We start from the raw sequence: 21,032 nt of genomic DNA, 5'->3' as shown, positions 1-21,032 counted from the left end.
TGGATAACGTATGGCCACACTTCCACATTAGGAGAATTTTTTTTGTTTGAACAGGATAAAGATACCATTTACCGTGTTTTTAGGATCACAATTTTCGATGTTAGGTTTTACGCATGGCTAGTGCTTTAACGGTCGCGAATGTCCTTTAGAAGTTGATTTCACTTGAAAAGAGACTTCTAACGGCCACCGATGTCCGTAAGCGCGCAGCCTATCGGAGTGCAGGCCAGGCGGGCGGGGCCGTAGGCCTCTCAGTCTATTGGGGAGCAGTCAAGCGCTGATTTCTGAATTGAGCCACAATAAAAAAGGATTAACTATGCGGAGGTGCATGTATGAAAGCGCTTTTTATCGGAGGAACAGGAATTATCAGTTCCGCAATCACAAGACAACTCGCCGAGCAAGGCTGCGAGCTATATCTTCTCAACAGAGGGAGCCGAAATGCGACTCTGCCTCAAGGCGTTCACGTCATTCAGGGAGATATCAACGACGAGGAACATATTGCGTCGCTGCTTGAAGGGCATTACTTTGATGTTGTAGCCGATTTTATTGCCTTTCACCCGGCACAGCTGGAACGTGATTTCCGCCTTTTCGAAGGACGAACCAAGCAATTTCTGTTCATCAGCTCCGCTTCCGCATACCAAACGCCTCTATCCGACTATCGCATAACGGAAGGCACACCCCTGTCTAATCCGTATTGGGAATATTCCCGCAACAAAATTGCCTGTGAGCAATATTTGATCGATCGTTACCGCGAAGACGGTTTCCCGATTACGATTGTCCGCCCAAGCCACACGTATGACGAGAGGTCCATCCCGCTAGGCGTACACGGCGACAAAGGATCATGGCAGGTAGCCAAACGGATGCTGGAGGGCAACCCTGTTATTATTCACGGAGACGGCACTTCCTTGTGGACCATGACGCATAATCAAGATTTCGCCAAAGGCTTCATCGGACTGATGGGCAATATCCATGCCATCGGCGAAACTGTCCATATTACGTCGGACGAAACCGTAACCTGGAATCAAATCTACGAGATTATTGCCGATGCGCTTGGCGTCAAGCTTAATGCGGTGCACGTCTCCTCCCACTTTCTCGCCGCAGCAGGCCCTTATGACTTCCGGGGAGGACTGCTTGGCGATAAAGCAAACTCCGTCGTTTTTGACAATAGCAAGCTGAAGCGGCTGGTCCCCGACTTTGTCGCGACAACGCGCCTGGACCAAGGGATCAAGGAAACCGTCCGGCATATTCTGGCCAACCCGGCTCTCCAGACGGAAGACCCCGAATTCGATAGCTGGTGCGACCGGGTTGTAGAAGCCATGGACAATGCAGCGAAGTCGCTAGCCCGTTAACAACGTTCAGGCAGCGCACGCTTTCCAGGCTCCAAGAAAAAAGCGGCCCGCTAAGGCGGAGCCGCTTTTTCACCCTTATTTAAAGGCAGGCATTACACTATCGCCATAATTCTCTTCAAAAAAGGTCTTCACCTCTTCGCTTGTCATCAGCTCAGCCAGTCTTTGGATCGCAGCAGAGTCCTTATTGTCTTCGCGCGCCACCAAAGTTATGGCAAAAGGAGATTCCTCGCCCTCTACGATGAGAGCATCCTTCGGAGTCAAATTCAGCGGTTTCGCATAAGCAGGGTACATGGCGACCAGATCCAGATCGTCAATAACGCGTGCCAGCATCAGCAAATCGACCTCCTGGAACTTGAACCCGCGGGGATTATCCACGATATCCTCCATCGTGCCGTTGTATCCTACGCCATCCGTAAGCTTAATCAAGCCGGCCTTCTCCAGCAAAGCCAGCGTACGTCCCGTATTCGCCGGATCATTGGCAATTCCGATGCTCGCTCCGTCCGGCAGCTCTTCAATGCTGGCATAACGTTTGGAGTATGCTCCGTAAATGGCATGGTAGATTTCCCGCACAGGCGCCAGTGTTGCATCGTTATTTTCGTTAAAGCTTTTCATGTAAGGCGTATGTTGGAAGAAGTTGGCGTCAACCTCTTTATTTTTCAACGCTGTATTCGGCTGCGTATTGTCGGAGAGAACAACAATTTCCATGTGGATTCCCTCTTCCTCCAGCTTTGGCTTGACCAGTTCCAGAACCTCCGTCATCGGAGGAATAAGCGAAGCAACCTTGATATGAGTCTCTTCCTGTTTAGGCGTTTCTGTCGATGTTCCCGATTGCGCATCTTCCTGCTTGTTGTTTCCTTGGCTGCAGCCAGTCGCTATAAGCAAAATAGCAAGCAGCAAAACAGCAGCCTTCATTGCTTTCTTCATCGTTGCACTCATGGTTGTTTCTATCGATGTTTTCATTGCGTAGATTGCCTCCATTATCCCTATCGATTATCGTTTTATTTTTGCCGTTTCCAGCGTTGTTTCCGATGTTATCTCTTATTTATCTCTTATCAATTCTTCGGGATATCCAGTTCCCCGTAAACTGAATGGCTTGCACCAAAATAATCATAATCACAATCGTAACGATCATAATGGCCGTTTCGTATCGTTGGTAACCGTAACGGATCGCAAAATCCCCGATCCCGCCGCCTCCCACAATTCCCATAACCGTGGAGTAGGAAATAAAGCTGATGATCGAGGTGGTCATCGCCACCACAAGCCCCGACCGGGCTTCTACGTACAGGAACTTAACGATCAGTTGAAGCTTGGTTGCCCCCATGGAGACAGCCGATTCAATAATGCCCCTTGGAATGTCCAGCAAAGCCTGCTCCACTAGTCTGGAGTAATACACGGTCGCCATAAAAGCAAGCGGCACAGACGCGGCCAGCGTTCCCAGAGACGTACCCACGATCCAGCGGGTCACCGGGATCATAAACACAACAAACAACAGGAACGGGAATGATCGAATGACATTCACAAGCCCATTAAACACGCCAAAAAGCCAGACATTCTGATACCTCTGCCCCCTGCGGCTTAAATAAAGCAACGTCCCCAGCGGCAATCCCAGCAAAAGAGCGGCCAGAGTCGAAATGCCTACCATGACAAAAGTTTCCCCAATGGCATCCCACATCTGAGTGTGGTATTTCTCGATCGCCTGAATCATGTCGGCATACCCGGATTGGATGTCTTCAAGCAAGCGGTTCATCTCCTTCGTTGCCGGCAGAAGTTCGGTTGAACAGTTTCGCTGCCTGGGCCAGACCTTCAGGATTAACATCAACCGTGCGAAGCAGCCGCCCGCCTTCCATCATCGAGACCCGATGGCAAATCGCCTCCACAACGCCCAATTCATGCGTAACAACCACAATCGTCAGCCCGTACTTCTCGTTAATTTCTCGCAGCACTTCCAGCACTTCCGCCGTCGTATGCGGGTCCAGCGCTGAGGTTGGTTCATCGCACAGCAGCACCTTTGGCCGGTTCGCCAGCGCTCTTGCGATGGCTACTCGCTGTTTTTGCCCGCCGCTGAGCTGTGCCGGGTATTGATTTTCTTTATCCAGCAGACCCACCATGTTCAGACATTCCTGGACGCGGCTTCGCCGTTCCCGCTTGTCCGCTCCCGCTAGCTGAAGCGGCGTCTCGATGTTGGCCGCAACCGTTTTGTTGCTTAACAAGTGAAAGTGTTGAAAAATCATGCCGATGCTTCTGCGCGTCTCCCTTAACTCCCGCTCCTTCATTGTCATCAGATCGACGCCATCCAGCAGCACCTCTCCTTCGTCCGGATCCTCCAGCCGATTCATGAGGCGCAGCAGCGTCGACTTACCCGCGCCGCTGGCGCCAATAATGCCATGAATATCCCCTTGCCTGATTGCCAGCGACAAGGGGTAGACGGCTTGTATGGTATGTTTGGGGGAGCCGTATCGTTTGCTAACCTCTTGCAACGTTATAATGCAGCAACCCTCCTTTGTCTACAGAATTAACATCATAGACGATCATACCACGGATTAACCTCAATTCGTGACCGACTTTTCACAAATCTATTACTCGGCCAAACGATATCCCGCCCCGCGAACGGTCACGATATATTGGGGATTCACGGCGCTGTCGCGCAGCTTTTTGCGCAAGCTTTTGATGTGGACGTCCACGAGATTGCTGCCTCCGTAATATTGAACGCCCCATACGGTATCCAGCAGCGTTTCGCGGGAAAACACGGAACCGTCCGACGACAGGAAGGTCAGCAGCAGATCGTACTCCGTTTTGGTCAGGTCAATTCGCGTTCCTCCGCGCAGCACAGTCATTTTACGGGAATCCAGCACAATGTCCTTAAAGGTATAAACACCCTCGGAGGACGCTCCCGCCGTTGTCCTTCCCTCCAGCATGCCGTTAATGAGCCTCAGAGCCTCCTGGGCATCAGAAGGCCAGGCCAGCAGTTCAACGCCGGGCGGCGCGCTGCTGTTCCTCTCCTGATAAGAAGGTTCATCCAGCAAAACCAGTACCGGAATGCCGGCCTGGACGGCAAAATCAAGCAGCTCGCTGCCGCCCTCCAGCGTATGTCCCACCGAAGGCAGCGGAAGAGGAAGCGCGTCATAAACCAGAAGCTCCGGCTGAAGCGCGCCCAACATTTCTTTTTTGAACTCATGCAGCGAAAATACATCAAAGCACTGACCCGACAACGTAACCAGCAGCGACCGCACCCGTTCTGGCAGGGGGCTAATCAGCATAACCCGCTTGGTCAGCGTACATAGAACCCCTTCCGTAAAGTCCGTTACTGTGCCTTCTTCGCGCATTCGCCGCACACTCCTTCCAATACGACCCCGGCATGACTGACGCTATATCCCGTCTGGGCGGCTACCGCAGCAATCCACTCCTTGGGAAGCTCCAGGAAAACCTCGTCAACAGCGCCGCATTTTGTGCATACAATATGGTAATGCTCATCGGTGGTGGAATCGTAGCGGCTGACCGCCTCCCCCAGCTTGAGCTCCCTGATTAATCCCGCATCGCTCAAATAGCGCAGCGAATTGTACACCGTGCCATAGGCAAAGTGAAACCCCCGCTCTCTCAGCCGCTCGATAATATCGGCCGCCGAAGGATGATCGCTGCTCTCCGTCACAATGTCGTACACAGCTTTGCGCTGTACTGTCAAATTGATTTTGTTCATTGGCTTTCGCCTTCTTCCCTTATGCAATGACTTTAGACTAAGTATAAATTTAAACAAAGAGAACGTCAACACAGTGATTTCCGGTTTGTTTCCTTGTTTCCCTGAAGGCCTGAGCATCCCCTCAGAGGAATTTGATAGCTCGCCCCCAAAATTATCTGAATATTTACAATATTAAAATATTGATGTATAATGAAGCTATCCAATAAGAGAGGGGATAGTCCATTGAAGCACGTTAGCGATGCATGCCCCACTACACAAGGAAAGGAGTCCTGATCAGGGCTATCGGGCATGCGGGGTTCCGGCGGAATGACGGTGTCGGCAGTGAAGATACTTATCGGAAGGATGGATCAAGGATCACAAAGAAGATGAGGAATGGAGCGTTTAAATAAATTGAATAGTCGTTTGCCAGAAAAATAAGGGATTCCGGTTATCATGGTGGATAAGCGGAATCCCTTTTGCATGTTCATTTAGGATCAGCGCAATCCGTCATTTGAAGCCGGATCGCGCCTCTCTCTACAATATAGGACTAAGCAGGCGGGAGATGGACTCCCGAAAACGATTGAATAACGGCCTTCCGTCATATGCTTCGCGGGTGAGCAGACGCGAGTCTTCAATGTCGCGCCGGAAAATTTCCATCAGCTTTAGCGACGTCGCGGAATCATAGATAAAAGCATTCATTTCAAAATTCAGCTTAAAGCTGCGGATATCCAGATTCGCCGTACCGACGGAAGCGACTTTGCTGTCGACCACAAGCGTTTTGGCATGAAGGAATCCTTTTTCATACAAATAAACCTTGATGCCGCTGGCCAGCAGCTCTCCCAGGTAAGACTGCGTCGCCCAATACACAAAAAAATGATCCGGCTTGCTTGGCAGCATGATGCTAACCTCGACACCCGACAGCGCCGCCACCTTCAATGCGGAGAGCAAACTGTCGTCCGGCACAAAATAAGGCGTCTGCAGGCACACGCTGCTACGGGCTCCGTAAATCATTTTGATGTAGGCGTTTTTAATTTCCTGATACTCCGTATCGGGGCCGCTTGCGACGAGCTGCATGCCTATATGGCCGGGAACGCCGCGAGGGTCCGGAAAATAGATTTCGCTCAGCTCGATCTTGCCGGAAGCGGCAAGATTCCAGTCCAGCAAAAACTGCGCCTGCATCTGCAGCACCGCGCTGCCCTGAACCTTGAGATGGGTATCCCGCCATTGTCCAAAATGTTTGTTCAGCCCCAAATATTCGTCACCGATATTAAAGCCGCCGATATACCCCGTTTTGCCGTCGATGATTGCCAGCTTGCGGTGATTGCGGTAGTTGATCTTCAAATTCAGATAAGGGATGCGCGACGGGAAAAACGCCGCCTCCTTGCCTCCGGCCGCCCGCAGCTCCTTAAAGAACCGTCCCGGCAGGCGGGAGCTTCCGATATGGTCATAAAGAAACCTCACCTCGACGCCGGCAGCCGCTTTGGCCGTCAACGCACGCATGAGCCGCCGTCCCAATTCATCGTCCCTTACAATGTAATAGACCAGATGAATATGATGCTCCGCCGCCTCGATATCGGCAATGAGAGCATCGAATTTTTGGCTGCCGTCGGTATAGATATCCAATATATTGTTATTGGTGTAAAGCGCCAGTCCCGTCGTCAAATTCAAATAGATCATGTCCTGGTATTCCGCAAGCTCGCTGTCCTGCGGCACTAGCCGGTTCGCCTTAAGCTCCTCCCGCTGGGTTTCCAGCGCGTGTTTAATTACGCGCTCGTTATCCCCCAGCAGCTTGCTGAGCTGCCGCTTCCGCACCTTTTGCCCCAGGATCAGGTACATAATGAAGCCAAGCACGGGGATAAAATAAAGCACCATCAGCCAAGCCCAGGTTGCCGAGGCGTTGCGCCGCTCCAGAAAAATGACCGCCGTCGCCAAAAAGATATTAAGCACAATGATGACCCATGATAAATTCTGGAGCACGCCCATTCTTTTTAGTTAACCCCCATTTTGGTTTTCATTCACCGGAGTCGCATTAAAATATTCCTCCAGCGTCAAACTGTCGACGTAAAGCTTGCCTGCCAGTTCCTTGCCGACATATCGCAAATGCCACGGCTCGTATTGGTAACCCGTTATGTCCTGCTTGCCTTCCGGATAGCGGATCACAAAGCCATGGTCGGCGGCATGTTCAGCCAGCCACTTCGCTTCCTTCGTATCGCCGAAACAATCCGCTGCGGCGCATTTTCCATCGCTGCCGGAGACGTCGATCGCCAGGCCTGTTTCATGCTCGCTCGTACCGGGAAGAGCGCTGTAGGTCCGGGCTTTCTCATAGCCGTCGCGTTTGACATACCGTTCAAACAGTTTTGTCTGCGTTTCATGCGACCGGTAAGCCGAAACCCCGGCCAAATAGATTTTGTCCTGCTCCGCTGCCGCAAACATCACTTCAAGCGCTTCCGCCGCTTCCTTCCTTAACATACGCTTCTCCAGCTTTTCGGAGAAGGTAAACCGGACATCGGGATAGACCAGATCGTCGGGCGAATAATCCTCCGGCAGCTTGTTGACGGGATTGACCAGCACCGTAAGGCTGGCGGGCTCCGCTACAACAGGTATATCTTCCGGCTTATTGCCCCCGGTATTGGAGCCACCTTGCGAGCCGCCATTATCCGCCGGAGTTGGTTTTGGGCTGGCAGAAGGCTGGCTGCTCTCCTCCTCCTGCGCATTGTCGCTTGGGCTTGGCGATACAGCGTTGTCCGTAGCCGAAGGAGTCGGAGATGGGCTTGCTGCTGGAGGTTGACTGACTTCGCCGCCGTTTTGTTCTCCTGAATTTTCCCCGACTTGGCCTTCTGAACCCGTTTGTTTAAACCAAGCTGACGAGTCCGCCAAATAATAAACCCCGATTAACAAAGCGATAATGAATACCATGGAGATTAATGGCTTTATTTTCCTCATTTCAGATCCTCCTGCCCTTTTAGGGCCCTTTTGCCTTTTGACAATTACCTGTAAAAAGGAGCATAATGATAAGACATTTGAAATAGATATAGAAGCACTTTACAAATGATTATAACAAGCAGAGCGGCTTACTCCCTGAGAAGGCCTGTTTCTGCGTTGAAAGGCAGGGTCAGTCGTGTCTATCGCAACAATAAAAACATGGTTTAGCACTCGTCCGATTTGGTTTTTCTCTATTGTTATGCTTCTCAAAAGCTATCTGGCATGGATGGTTATTTTTGAAGGCGGCGCCTCCTGGACAACCTTGCTGAAGGAAGTTCCGTTCGTGCTGATCGTGTATTGCCTGATTGAGTTTTTCGCTACTAAACGCAAGATGCTGTATTACCTGATCGCCAACCTCGCCATGACTTCTATTCTATTTGCAGTCATCATGTATTACAAGTATTACGGCGTAATTGTCACCTATTTCGCCTTGGCGCAGGTCAATCAGGTTACCGCGGTCAAAAATAGCGTATTTTCACTGATGGATCCTTATTTCCTGTTTATCTACACGGACGTCGTTATTATGATGGTGTTGATGATGCGCCGCAAAAAAGCGGCCGAATGGAAACAAGCATTTGCCAAAAGCGAAAACAAACGGCTGGTGCTGTCCGTGCTGTCGGTTTCGCTTATCATCTGCCTGTTTAATATTTTGCCGAACCGCGCCAGCATGAATGAAATTGTCAAAGCGGAGCAAATGGGCATTTTGAATTATGAGGCCTACACGATTCTTTCCAATAAAGATATCGATTATGTAGCGCCCGAGGAAATCAGCCAAAAAGGCATTGCCGGGCTGAAAGGCGTTCAGGAGCCGAGCGATCCCGTTCTCTTCGGAACCGCCAAGGGGAAAAATCTCATTATCCTGCAAATGGAATCCATGCAGAACTTTCTGGTGAATTTGTCCATCGACGGCCAGGAAATCATGCCTAATCTAAACAAGCTGGTCAAGGAAAACAGCTACTTCAAACATTTCTACCAGCAGGTAGGCCAAGGCAACACATCCGATGCGGAGTTTGTCGTCAATACATCGTTGTATATTCCGCCCCGCGGCGCAGCGACCCAAATGTACGCCGACAAGGAACTGCCGAGCTTGCCCAAGCTGCTGAAGTCCCACGGCTATGACACCTCCACTTTCCATACCAATGTGGTGGAGTTCTGGAATCGCGGCGAGCTTTACAAAGCGGTCGGATTTGATCGTTACTACGACGCAGAATTTTTCGGAACAGAGGACACCGTATTTTTTGGCGCATCCGACGAGATGCTGTACAAAAAAACGGCCGCTGAGCTGGATCGCATGAACAATAACGGCAAACCGTTTTATTCTCAGGTCATCTCCATGACCGCCCATCATCCTTACTCCATTCCGGATGAGAAGCGTCTCATCGAGCTGCCGGAGCGTTTCGACAATACGCTTGTAGGCGACTACATCGTATCGCAAAATTATGCGGACCATGCGCTTGGAGAATTCATTCAGGACCTGAAGGATCGCGGTATCTGGGACAATAGCTTGATCGTACTGTACGGCGACCACCTCGGCTTGCCGATTTATTCTCTGGACCGCAATGAAAAATCGCTGATGGCGGAAATTTACGGCAGAGAATACACCTATACCGATATGATCAACATCCCGTTTGTCATCATTAACCCGGGCAGCGGAGCTGAACCTGCCGTTTATGATCAATTGGGCGGCCAGGTCGATGTATTGCCTACGGTAGCCAACTTGCTCGGACTTCCGCTGGACGGACAAATGCACTTTGGCCAGGATTTGCTGAATCAGTCCTACAATTTGCTGCCGCAGCGTTATTATTTGCCTTCCGGCTCCTTTTTAAGCAGTCAGGAGCTGTTCCTCTCAGGCAGCGGCTTTGACGACGGCAAACATCTGCCGCTGGCAGGCGACGGCAACAGCGAGCAGGAAGCAACGGAGGACGAATATGAACGTGCGCTTGAACTGCTGAGGCTGTCCGACAGCTTCGTCAACTCCTTGCCGAGCTGGAAGCAGCCGGCTGAATAACATCTGCGTCTGCCAAGGTCTTAATGAGGATATGATGTGCGATTTCATGAAGTCCTGAAGTGGACGGTTATATCGAAAAAAGGCGAGTGGTCGCGCTTGGCATCTGCCTGAATCAGCCTGGGATAGTTTTTCATCATTCACCTTCCGGATTTCATCTAACGGTCAAATCTGTCCGTTAGCGCTGCTTTTTACGCAATATCTGATTTGTAACGGTCATTTCTGTCCATTAAAACCTAAAAATGAACATATACAGCTCAAATTTTTGCTGTAATGGACATATTTGACCGTTAGAAGTTGTTTAGAGGGCTAAAACGCACTCTAAGGGTCATTTTTGTCCATTAGAATGTTGTTAACCTGCAAGGGTGGGGCCTTATAAAGCTTCTTCGCCTATCCGTTCTTTATCGCCCAAAACAAATCCCGTGCTGAACCGGCACGGGATTTGTTTTGGGTATGGCGATCTCTGCGTTACGATCTCTGTGTTACGATCTCTGTGTTACGATCTCTGCGTTGCGATCTCTGTGTTGCGATCTCTGTTTATGATATCAGTTTTACTTTTTGTTTATCTGCTTGTCCTATCTGCATTACGATATCCGCTTTACTGCCTGCTAGTAAAAGCAAAGACATCAGAGCAAGTCTAATGCTTACGTAAAGCGTTTAACCGCGTTCAATACTTCCTGGACATGCCCTTCAACCTTCACCTGATGCCAATCTTGAAGCAAAACGCCGTCCTCGCCAATCAGAAAGGTTGTGCGCTCTACGCCCATAAACGTGTTGCCTCCCCAGCTTAGCTCCTTCCATACATCAAACAGCTCGCTTACGGCATGATCGGGATCAGACAGCAACAGGAAGGGCAAACGATGTGCTTCCACAAATTGCTCGTGGGAGGCCAAATCATCGGGGCTGATGCCTACCACCTCTGCATTATGCTGCTTAAATTCGCCCGTATAATCGCGGAAATCGCAAGATTCGGCGGTGCATCCGGGAGTCATGTCTTTGGGGTAGAAATAAATGACCAGTTTTTTGCCGCGAAAATCCTCAAGCGATACATTGGCTCCGTTTGAAGCCAGCAGCGTAAAATTAGGAACCTGCTTTCCTACAGATATCGCATGTTCTGTCATAATAAATGTCCTCCTCTTTTTCTAAAGTGACTTAACATTCCTGCAGCGGCAGCTTTTCGTAAAACAAAATGTCGTTCAGAACCAGCGCTTTTGCCGCCTCGCGGTCCTCCATCAGTCCATATGCCAGCATTATTTTGGTCAATGTCGACTCTATAGTCATATTTTCGACCCAAATGCCTCCCGCTTCCGTCAGCTTGTGCGAGGAGGCGTAAAGCGTATCGCCGGCATCCTTAATTGGGCATAAGTATACATCAATATGCTGCTTCTTGCATCTACGAATAAAGGCGGGCAGCGAATACGGCCCCTCCTCCAGGGCGCAGGCGGTGCCGGAATGATGCAAGTCATGCACAATGGCAGCTGGCTTGTCCTTCTCGCCGCTCCACTGATACAAATCGTAGCGCAAGCCCGGATAAGGCTTTATGTACAAAACGGCGTCTTCGAGCTTTAGACGCTCGCTATTGACGATCAGGTCGCCAAAACTCCGGGAAGAGGTCCCGCCATCATCCCTTTGTTCCCCTGCCACAGTTTCCTGACGGCTCCGCAAAAGCTCCGGAGCAGGGTTGCGCCAATGCTTCGCCCATTGGAATTTGCGATCCTTGATTTCTCCGTAAACGAGATTATAGGGCGCTCTGAATTGATCCGTAAAGGATTCATTTTGCCCAATGCGAGTCCCCAGAAAAACTTGAATTTCACTTTGGTCATTTTCGTATATGGCAAAAACGCCGGGGAGGTCGGCTTCAACGATAAAATCGATAGCCCCCGCCAAGTTGCGCAGACCGTTGCTGCGCTCATCCCCAATGGGATAATTGCCAGCCGTAAACACGATCGGAATGCCCGCGTCCGAGAAAAGGTAACTGAACATCGCCGTAGTATAGGCAAAGGTATCGGAGCCGTGGGTTATAATAACGCCGTTATATGGCGACAAGTCCGTTGCCTTAATCGCGGCGGCCAGGGTCAGCCAATCGCCCGGCGTTATGTTTTCGCTGAGCAGATTAAGCGGCTGCAGAGTTTCCAGTGAAATATCGTTCCTTGCGCCTTCCGATTCGCCGTATGCTTGCAGCAAATAATAAGATCCCGCTCCTTCCACGTTAATGGATTTGCCTTCGGCTTTGCTGCCGATTGTACCGCCCGTAAACACAACTAATAACGACTTCATGCAACGCAACACCTTTCTTATGGAGCATCCATCTCTATTATCCATACAAAGCCCGGCCATCTAGTCATCATGATGGCCGGGCCTTTTATTTTACATGCCTATTCCGCGTTGATCCTCATTTCGTTTCATAAACGGCCACCAGTTTGCTTCCCCGAAGGTACGTACCATAACCGGGACAAACAACGGCAGAATAACCAATGCGTACAGGAACAGGCCGCATAGGACAAGCGTGGCAATTTGGAGCAGCGACATAACACCGGAAGGCAGCATCGCTGCAAAGGTTCCTCCCAGGATGACGGCTGCGGACATAATAACCCCGCCCATGCTCTTCATTGCTTCAAGTATAGCCTGTTTTGGGCTCAGATGACTATACTCCTTGAAACGGTCCATCAAGAAGATACTGTAGTCAACGCCAAGCGCCACCAGCATGACGAAGCCGAAGAACGGAACGGCCCAGCTAATGCCGGATAGCCCCAGGATACGGACAAACACCACTTCTGTCATCGCTACCGAGGTGTAGAATGTGATGACCAGAGACAATACGATGTAAGCCGGGATAATCAAGGAACGGAACAAAACGATCAGAATGATCGTGATGCCGATTAACATCAGTACCACCGTGCGCGAGTAGTCGCCTTGCGAGATGGTATCGAGATCATGGTTCATGCTGGTGACCCCGCCAATTGCGGTTTCTCCGCCGCTATACGATGTTCCCTGTAGCGCGCGGGCAACTGCCGCTTCAACCGCATCCATTTCCTTCATTGTTTCCTGAGCGTAAGGATTACTTGCAAAAACAACATCAAATTGTGCCGTCTGGCGATCAGCGGACATATAGACATCCAATGCTTTCTGGAAATCTTCATTATCTATTGCTTCCTGCGGGATATACCAGCCGCTCATTTCTTTGGACGGCGCTGCGGATAAGCCCTGCAAATATTGTCCTGCTGAATCAAGACCGCTGCTGACTTGAGTCAAGCCATCAACGCTGTCGTCCAAGCCGCTGGTCAATTGACCCAACTGATCCCCCAGATTTGCAAAACCGTTCGTCAGCTGTTCCTGACCGTTTGCAAGCTCGTTCAAACCACTTTCTACTGCCGGCAGCTGGCCTACGATTTGCCCTTGGCCGTCAGCAGCCTGCTGAATACCGGTTTGCAGCTTCGCGATGCCTTTAGCCAATTCGTCCAAACCGCCAGCAAGCGCCGCGGTGCCTCCGGATGCCTGTTCCAGTCCGACATTGGCTTGACTGAGTCCCGTCGAAACTCCGGACAAACCTGCATTCAGCTTCTCCAGCTCGCCTCCCAGCGTTGCCGCTCCCTGCTGCAGACCGCCCAGCATCGCCAGCGCTTGCTGGTAAGCGGGATCTTCCTTCAACTCGGGATGGCTTTCCTGCAATCCCGTAAATGTTGCCGTAATGCCGGATAGTCCTTCCGCCAGCTTGGATTGCTCCGCTGCGATAGCGGCATAACCTCCGGACAAGCCGGAAATTCCGCCCTCGAGCTCTTTATAGCCGCTTAGCAGTTCGTTGCTGGCTGCTGCCAGCTGTTCCGCGCTTGCTTTTGCCTGCTCCAGCCCGGCCGTAAGCTCCTTCGCCCCAACTGATCCGTCATTCAGACCTTGCTGAATGGCTTTTAAGCCGGCCGACAGCTTTTGAATGCCGGTTTTTAGCTCATTGGTTCCGGCGGTCAGCTTCTCCCCGCCCTGCACGGCTTCCTCCAACTTAGGAGCGTTGTCGGCAAGCGATGCGCTGGCCTCGGACAAACCGTCCTTGATTTTATTAAGTCCATCTCCGCCTTGGCCCAAGCCGTCATCCAGCGTTGTGACCTGATCCGATACCAGGAAATCGTCCAGCACCTCGCCGGTTGGGCGCGTTGCGCTGCGAACCGACTGCACGCCTTCTACTTTGGCCAGTTCGCGGCTGATGTTTTCTACAGCGGCAAGACCCTCCGAAGTGTCCATAGGTACCGGCAATTTAACAATAACGTTTGTAGGCAGCGATTGCCCCGGTCCAAATTCATCCGAAATCAGGTTAAAGCCTTTAACGGAGTCGTAACGATCTCCGATTTCATCCAGCGAGTTAAAGGAAATGCTTCCTTTGTAAGCCGTCAGGAAAGGCACAATGATAATCGCCAACAAGACAAGCGCCCACAATGGCCGTTTAAGCGAAAAGCTGCCGACCGCGCCCCACAGCTTGCTTTGCTTATGCTCAAGCTTGCCCTTCGAAGGCCAGAACATGGCGTTTCCAAGCAGGGACAGCATGGCCGGAACCAGAGTGAAAATCGCCAGCAGCATAATGACTATGCCGACGGCTACCGCTACAGCCGAGCGATAGAGAACAAACGTGGAAAAACCGATAGATGCAAAACCAACCAATACCGCAAGCCCGGAAAACAGTACTGTCCGCCCTGCCGTACGGTAGGTGTGAACAATCGCTTCGGTCTTGTCGCCCCGATGCGCCAGCTCTTCCTTGTAGCGGCTAATCAGCAGGATGCAATAATCGGTGCCGATCCCGAACAAAACGGCCACCATAAAGATTTGGGTAAAGTTCGATAGCGGGAAGTCCGCATACTCCACCAAAAACGATACGATAGATTGCGATACCAGATAACTAAAGCCCACCGCCAAAAGAGGCACAAAAGGCGCAGCGGCGGAGCGAAAAACAACAAACAGGATAACAAGAATAAAAATAACGGTAATGTATTCCGTTTTATGAAGACCTTCTTGGGCGCTTTGGATGACGTCTTCGCCAATCAGCCAGCCGCCCGTCAGGTAATGATCCGCCGAAACGGAGGAGAGCTCTTCGTAGAGGCCGTCTCGCACTTCGGCCGCTTCGCGGTCTCCGAGATCAACATAGAGCAACGCCAACACGGTGTTCCCGCTCTCCGCCACCATCTGCTTCTCCAGATCCGGCACATCAAAATGCGTCATTACGGAAGCGATGCCCAGCGATTTTCCTCCATCTTTCAAACGCGTGAGTCCATCACGGATTTCTTGCAAATCCGTTTCATTCAGTCCTCCATCCTTATGGAAGACGGCTACTGTCGTTAACCCTTTGGAGCCGGATTCTCCGTCCCCGATTTCCTTGGCCAAATCATCGGCAACCGATGAGGAATAACCCTCCGGCACCGTGATTTGCCCTTTTTCCCTGACCAGGTCCGCCATGGCCGGGGCCGTCAGCATCAAACCCGCTGCCGCCGCAATCCATAAAATGATGACCAGCCATCTAAGCTTTAATATCAACTTCATACAATGTCCCTCTCCTCTTCATATCTCTTTAGCTCTTATGGCTTGCCGACTACCCTTACTCCACGTTTTTCGTTAATTCATTAGCGAGTTTTTCGTAGGTCTCAATAAAAACAGTCGCTTCTTCCAAAGCAAAGTTATTAATAATTTCCAGCAGCACCCGCTGAACCTGCTCCTCCATGAGCTGGCAAATGCGAGCCCCCTCTTCCGTAAGCTCCAAATTAATGACCCGCCTATCGGAACGTTCCGGCAAACGCTCAATAAGGCCTTTATCCGACAGCTTGGAAACAATGGCGGTAATGGAGCTTTTCGCCACGCAAAAGATTTCGGCCAATTCTGTTGACGTACAGCTGCCCGTATGGCGCAAATATCGAAGCATTTTGAACTGATCCACCGTCAGCTCCTCCGGCATCAGCTCCCTTAACATACTTCCCATTTTCCGCTCAACCACAAAATTAGCCATTTCATACCGCTGGAGCCATTCCAGCAAAACGTCCTGCTTGACATCCATTTCCGTATCCTCCGGCTTTTATTCTATTCTGAAACTGTTCGATAGTAGAACTATATCAGATAAAAAGCCCTATGGCAATATCGTATATCCACAAAAAAAGAAGGAGGATTTTCGTAGATTCTTGTCGAATAATAGGAAAAAAGATCGATTCGCCATTCCTTACATCTTTTGTTAACGCACAGGGAGGATCAATTGTGAGCAACCCGCTTCAGCATCGGAGTAATAAATGGACTATTGCAGGCGCATTTACGGCTTGCGTCACGCTCGCAATATTAGCCGAATGGCATGAATATCATTTTATATTTGGCATCTCCTTTTCCCTCGTCAGCTTATTTGCCTATTTGGCTTTAAGCCTGTTCGGCTTTTGGCGTGGCCTTGCGGTCGCCGCCATCGCCCTCTCCATCGGCGTGTTGTTTCTGCAGCATCCCTTTACTCATTTTATAGGCATTCTGGAGATTGCCGTTGTGGGGTTGCTGCTTCGGCGCTACAAAGCCAAGTTATTTGGCTCCTCCGTTATTTTTTGGCTGCTTCTGGGCATGCCGCTGACTTATGTGGCCGCATCCCATTCCTTCGCCGGGAGCAGCGTAGACGCCAAACTTCTAGTGTTTATCGTGGCAATAAACGGCTTATTCAACGCGTTGTTCGCCGAAATCATCCAGCAATACCTCCCTCTGCGCAAATGGTTCAGATTAGGCTTTATCTCGCGACCCCCCGTCTCCATCAGCCGCGTGCTGCTGCATCTGACGCTGGGCATCGTGCTGGGTTCCTTTTTGCTCAATATGACGATTAATAATATGAGCTCCTTTCGTGAAGTCAGCTTGTATGCCAATGAAATTTCCAAGCAGGCTATCGCAACGGTCGTCAGAGAGTGGAGCAATGGGCAAAATACAATGACTTTACCTGTCAGCAAAACCGAAACCGAGCAGCTCCAAGAGGTTATCGAGCGGTTTTCCTTCGATTTTTATACAATTAGCGTGCTTGATTACAACGATTTTATTATTGCATCCAATGATGATTACTTAATCGGCACATCTCTCCACGATTCCGGCTACAGGGCCTGCAGATTTTTGTTCGGCTCATTGTCCCTGATTACTCCTGCCGGCGATGATAGTTCATTCTATCTGCATGCCATGCAACCCGAAAAATTCAGATATACCACCGCGCTCCCCGACGAGTCGGGAAGTTTTGTAGTTGAAGTTCCCGTCAGCAATTACGTCAATTATCTCTTCAACAAATATTACGTCAACTTTCTTTATTTGATCGGATTTGGCTTGTTGGCAGCCGGCATCTCCTTGCTCGTCAACCGATATTTTGTGCGGAGCCTGCAGCATCTTGCCGTCTCCTCGACCAATATGACCGTCAAGCTGAGACAGCATACCGAATGGAATATGCCGCAAAGCAACATCATCGAAATCCATTCCTTGATGTCCAACTTCAGGCATATGGCAAGCAGCCTTCTCCATTTGTTCAATGTGGCGCAACGCAGCAATGAACAATTGCAATCTCAAGCTGAACAGCTCAAGAAGTCGGAGGAACAGCTGCATCAGCTAGCCTTTTACGACATGTTGACGGGACTGCCGAACCGCCTGAAGCTGACGCGTCATATGCAGCAGCTGATCGCTTCGCAGGAAGATCAGGGCATTCGGCAGCCAATCGCTATTCTGGCTACAGATATTAACCGGTTTAAACAGGTGAACGATACGCTGGGACATTCAAAAGGGGATGAGCTGCTGCGGCTGGCGGCTTCCAGGCTCCGGCTTTTGGCGACCGAGACGTGCGAGCTATACCGGCTAGGCAGCGACGAATTCGTATTTGTCAGCACGTCCATGAATGAGGATCAATTGAAGGAACGTGCGCAATCCATCTGCGACATCCTGGCCGAACCGTTTACGCTGGAGGGCAGCATGCCGATTTATTTGACCGCAAGCGTGGGGATCAGCGTTTATCCACAGGACAGCCATGATGTGGAAGGCATTATCCGGAATGCCGATATCGCCATGTACCATGCAAAAGAAGAGGGCGACGGGCTTTTCCGCTTCTACGAACCTCAACTGGTTACGGATTTGGAAGAAAAAATGCAGCTGGAAAACGGTTTGTATAAAGCGCTGCGCGATGGGCAGTTTTCCTTGCATTATCAACCCAAGATGGGAGCGGAATCGGGAGAGCTATGCGGGATTGAGGCGTTGATCCGCTGGCGCCATCCCGAGCTTGGCATGATTCCTCCCGACAAGTTTATCCCGCTTGCGGAGAAATCCGGTTTTATTATGGAGATCGATCGTTGGGTGTTCCATGAAGCTTGCCGCCAGAATAAAGCCTGGCAGGATGCCGGACTTAAGAAAATCCCGGTTTCCGTCAATATTTCGGCCCGCCACTTTTATCAGGGGAACTTAAAAGAGATGATCGTAGCAGGACTGAAAGAAACGGGGATTGATCCGCAATATATCAGCCTTGAGATTACAGAAGGCGTGTTTATGCGAGATATTGACCAAGTAATCGAAACGATTCTGTTCCTTCGTTCTCTTGGCATTCAAATATCCATCGATGATTTCGGCACAGGGTATTCGTCCTTGAATAAGCTTCAGCTGCTTCCCATTTCCGACGTCAAGCTGGATCGTTCCTTCATTCAAGGCATCTCCCAGGATGAGAAAAAGTCGTCTATCGTCAAAGCGATTATCGAGCTGGTACATAGCATGAACATGAAGGTCGTTGCGGAAGGCGTCGAAACGCCGGATGAATCCCGTTACTGCAGGGAACTCCGCTGCGACGAGCTTCAGGGCTATCTGTTTAGCCGCCCGCTTCCTGCGGAGCAGTTTGAGGATATGCTTCGCTCCCAACGTAATGAATAAAGCAAAAAAGCCGCCACATCGAGGCCAGGCTATTGTCATGATTAATCGACAATACCCCGGCCCCCGTGGCGGCTTTTTTCGGGTTGTTCAAATGATAAGCTTTTTTAGAATTACGCCGGCTGAGGAGCTCCTTGCTGCAGCTGATACATCGCGTAATACTTGCCGCGATGCTCCATCAGTTCCTCATGGTCGCCTCGCTCCACAATAACGCCCCGATCCAATACCAGAATCTGATCCGCTTGACGAATCGTGGACAATCTGTGCGCGATCACAAATGTTGTCCGGCCTTTTTTCAATACATCAAGCGCCGCTTGGATAATCGACTCCGTTTCGGTATCGATGCTGGCTGTCGCTTCGTCCAGAATCAGGATTGCCGGATCAAAAGCCAGCGCACGCGCAAACGAGATCAACTGGCGCTGGCCAGCGGACAATGTGCTTCCTTTTTCGATGACCGGAGCGTCGATGCCGCCGGGCAGCGCATTAAACATGTCGTAGGCGCCCACATCCCGCAGGGCTTTTTCTACCCTTTCTCTGCTGATGGAGGGATCGTCCAGGCTGACATTGGATGCAATCGTACCCGTAAACAGGAAAGGGTCCTGAAGCACAATTCCCATATGCTGCCGCAGCATCTGCTTCGGAATATCCCTTACATCGGTGCCATCCACCGTTATGCGCCCTTTATTTGTATCATAAAAGCGGAACAACAGATTAAGAATCGAGCTTTTACCGGAGCCCGTATGACCAACAAGGGCAACCGTTTCGCCTTGGCGCGCGTGGAAGGATACATTTTTCAGGACGTATTCATCCCCTTTGTAGGCAAAGGTAATGCCGTCGAATTGCACATCGCCTTTATAACGGTCCATGCGGCCTTTGGCCACCTCCACGCCTTCTTCATCCATCAGCTTGAAGACCCGCTCCGCAGATACACGCGCTGTTTCCAGATTGGATAATTGGTTCACAATGCCCACAATGGGAGCAAACATCCGGTTCATATAATCGATATACGCATAAAGCACGCCTACCGTAATAATGGAACCCAGCGAACCGCCCCAAAACATCCAGATGACAATCAGGAACAACACGTTGCGGACAACGTTGACCAGGTTATGGGACGTAATGGAGTTCAAATTGAGCAGCTTGTTTTGATATTTGAAATAGTAGTCATTAAGCTCGTCAAACTCTTTTTTCGTTTCCTTCTGCCGCCGGAAAGCCTGAATGATCGGCATCCCCTGAATCGATTCGTTGATCATCGCATTGATTTCGCTCAGCTTGGCACGAATGATCCGGTTGTATTTTGCGGCAAATTTCCGGTAAATTTTGATCCAGACGATCAGAATCGGAACAAGCGGCAAGCTGATCAACGCCAGACGATAGTCCAGCAGGAACAATGCGCCGAAGATACCGGCCATATAGATCGTTCCCGTAAAAAAGTTCGCCAAAACCCCGACATACAGCTCGCGGATCGCTTCCGTATCGTTGGTAATGCGGGAAACCACCTGACCCGCCGCCAAATTATCGTAATATTGCACGGGCAAACGCTGCGTTTGGGCAAACACGTCGCCGCGCATTTTGCGCACAATTCGGTTGGCGGATGTCTGTAGCAGCAGCCGTTGACCGTATGCAAAGATGGCCACCAGAATCAGCAGGCCAAAATACATGGCGGCCAGCTTCAGCAAGCCTGGAAGCTCGGGCCGATAGAACGCGTACAGTTGGCTGTTCGACAGTTCCTTTACCTCATACGTCGCCGTCTCTCCCGTCTGACTGTTGGAAACCGTCATTTGTCCGCCTGACACTTCCCGCTTGCCGCCTGCGAAGTTCAACGAGCCATCCAGAAAGTAGTAGCTTCGGCCAGCTTGAAGAACACGAACCTCGCTGGATTTCTCAACGCTTTCGCCCTCGGAGAACCGGTCCTCTCGTTTGTACCATTTATCGTTGTAGCTGACGGCAAAAGGCTGCTCGCCCTTCACCTCGTACCATGCCTTCTCAATCCCCAAAATATTCTGGTCGATCATTCGTTTGGCGATCAGCGGACCTGTCAGCTCCGCTCCAACCGCCAGCACGAGCAGCAGCATCGCCAGCAAAATTTGCTTTTTATACAGCATGGCGTATTGAAACAATCGTTTTCCTGTCGTCCCCATTGTTCTCACGCCCC

The 21,032-nt window shown here is 50.7% G+C and carries 15 protein-coding genes; 3 read left to right on the top strand and 12 right to left on the bottom strand.

Going from position 1 to position 21,032, the window contains the following annotated elements:
- The first annotated feature begins 329 nt into the window (after positions 1 to 329).
- The gene (locus tag ACX93W_RS23430; protein WP_459394801.1) at positions 330 to 1,346 is read left to right on the top strand and encodes an SDR family oxidoreductase; all 1,017 of its coding nucleotides are present in this window, start codon (positions 330 to 332) and stop codon (positions 1,344 to 1,346) included.
- Positions 1,347 to 1,421: 75 nt separating this feature from the next.
- Here ACX93W_RS23430 and ACX93W_RS23425 read toward each other — a convergent pair whose 3' ends face one another.
- The 7 genes from ACX93W_RS23425 to ACX93W_RS23395 form a co-directional block, all read right to left on the bottom strand.
- A complete protein-coding gene (locus ACX93W_RS23425; RefSeq protein ID WP_459394800.1) occupies positions 1,422 to 2,306 on the bottom strand; it encodes a MetQ/NlpA family ABC transporter substrate-binding protein in 885 nt (294 codons plus the stop codon).
- A gap of 82 nt (positions 2,307 to 2,388) precedes the next feature.
- Positions 2,389 to 3,051, bottom strand: coding sequence for a methionine ABC transporter permease (locus ACX93W_RS23420; RefSeq protein WP_459394807.1), 663 nt, complete (start codon positions 3,049 to 3,051; stop codon positions 2,389 to 2,391).
- A gap of 25 nt (positions 3,052 to 3,076) precedes the next feature.
- Positions 3,077 to 3,832 (bottom strand): methionine ABC transporter ATP-binding protein, encoded by a 756-nt coding sequence (locus ACX93W_RS23415; RefSeq protein ID WP_459394806.1) that lies wholly within the window; start codon positions 3,830 to 3,832, stop codon positions 3,077 to 3,079.
- A 90-nt stretch (positions 3,833 to 3,922) separates the two neighbouring features.
- Positions 3,923 to 4,669 carry a winged helix-turn-helix transcriptional regulator gene (locus ACX93W_RS23410; RefSeq protein WP_459394799.1) on the bottom strand — a complete coding sequence of 249 codons (747 nt, stop codon included), beginning with the start codon at positions 4,667 to 4,669 and terminating at the stop codon, positions 3,923 to 3,925.
- Positions 4,648 to 5,040, bottom strand: a complete 393-nt coding sequence (locus ACX93W_RS23405) for a Fur family transcriptional regulator (RefSeq protein ID WP_459394798.1) — start codon at positions 5,038 to 5,040, stop codon at positions 4,648 to 4,650. The genes ACX93W_RS23410 and ACX93W_RS23405 overlap by 22 nt, the downstream gene beginning before the upstream one ends.
- A gap of 513 nt (positions 5,041 to 5,553) precedes the next feature.
- Positions 5,554 to 7,002 (bottom strand): cardiolipin synthase, encoded by a 1,449-nt coding sequence (gene cls / locus ACX93W_RS23400; RefSeq protein ID WP_459394797.1) that lies wholly within the window; start codon positions 7,000 to 7,002, stop codon positions 5,554 to 5,556.
- 9 nt (positions 7,003 to 7,011) lie between these two features.
- Positions 7,012 to 7,962, bottom strand: a complete 951-nt coding sequence (locus tag ACX93W_RS23395; RefSeq protein WP_459394796.1) for a M15 family metallopeptidase — start codon at positions 7,960 to 7,962, stop codon at positions 7,012 to 7,014.
- Between the two features lie 175 nt (positions 7,963 to 8,137).
- Between ACX93W_RS23395 and ACX93W_RS23390 the strand changes: the two genes are divergently transcribed.
- A complete protein-coding gene (locus ACX93W_RS23390) occupies positions 8,138 to 10,009 on the top strand; it encodes an LTA synthase family protein (RefSeq protein ID WP_459394795.1) in 1,872 nt (623 codons plus the stop codon).
- Between the two features lie 641 nt (positions 10,010 to 10,650).
- On the opposite strand, the gene bcp is transcribed toward ACX93W_RS23390, so the two are convergent.
- The 4 genes from bcp to ACX93W_RS23370 all read right to left on the bottom strand — a co-directional run bounded on the left by bcp (position 10,651) and on the right by ACX93W_RS23370 (position 16,034).
- The gene (gene bcp, locus ACX93W_RS23385) at positions 10,651 to 11,127 is read right to left on the bottom strand and encodes a thioredoxin-dependent thiol peroxidase (RefSeq protein ID WP_459394794.1); all 477 of its coding nucleotides are present in this window, start codon (positions 11,125 to 11,127) and stop codon (positions 10,651 to 10,653) included.
- A 31-nt stretch (positions 11,128 to 11,158) separates the two neighbouring features.
- On the bottom strand, positions 11,159 to 12,283 hold the full coding sequence (locus ACX93W_RS23380; RefSeq protein ID WP_459394793.1) for an asparaginase: 1,125 nt from the start codon (positions 12,281 to 12,283) through the stop codon (positions 11,159 to 11,161).
- Positions 12,284 to 12,373: 90 nt separating this feature from the next.
- Positions 12,374 to 15,526 (bottom strand): MMPL family transporter, encoded by a 3,153-nt coding sequence (locus ACX93W_RS23375; RefSeq protein WP_459394792.1) that lies wholly within the window; start codon positions 15,524 to 15,526, stop codon positions 12,374 to 12,376.
- Positions 15,527 to 15,581: 55 nt separating this feature from the next.
- The gene (locus tag ACX93W_RS23370) at positions 15,582 to 16,034 is read right to left on the bottom strand and encodes a MarR family transcriptional regulator (protein ID WP_459394791.1); all 453 of its coding nucleotides are present in this window, start codon (positions 16,032 to 16,034) and stop codon (positions 15,582 to 15,584) included.
- A 194-nt stretch (positions 16,035 to 16,228) separates the two neighbouring features.
- Between ACX93W_RS23370 and ACX93W_RS23365 the strand changes: the two genes are divergently transcribed.
- Positions 16,229 to 18,880: an EAL domain-containing protein gene (locus tag ACX93W_RS23365; protein ID WP_459394790.1), complete on the top strand. Its 2,652-nt coding sequence runs from the start codon at positions 16,229 to 16,231 to the stop codon at positions 18,878 to 18,880.
- 110 nt (positions 18,881 to 18,990) lie between these two features.
- Here the strand turns inward: ACX93W_RS23365 and ACX93W_RS23360 are convergent, their stop codons facing one another.
- Entirely contained in the window at positions 18,991 to 21,018 is a 2,028-nt protein-coding gene (locus tag ACX93W_RS23360) for an ABC transporter ATP-binding protein (protein ID WP_459394789.1), read from the bottom strand.
- Positions 21,019 to 21,032 lie beyond the last annotated feature (14 nt).

The organism is Paenibacillus sp. CAU 1782 (assembly GCF_054551715.1).
This window is presented reverse-complemented; position numbering and strand designations above follow the sequence as displayed.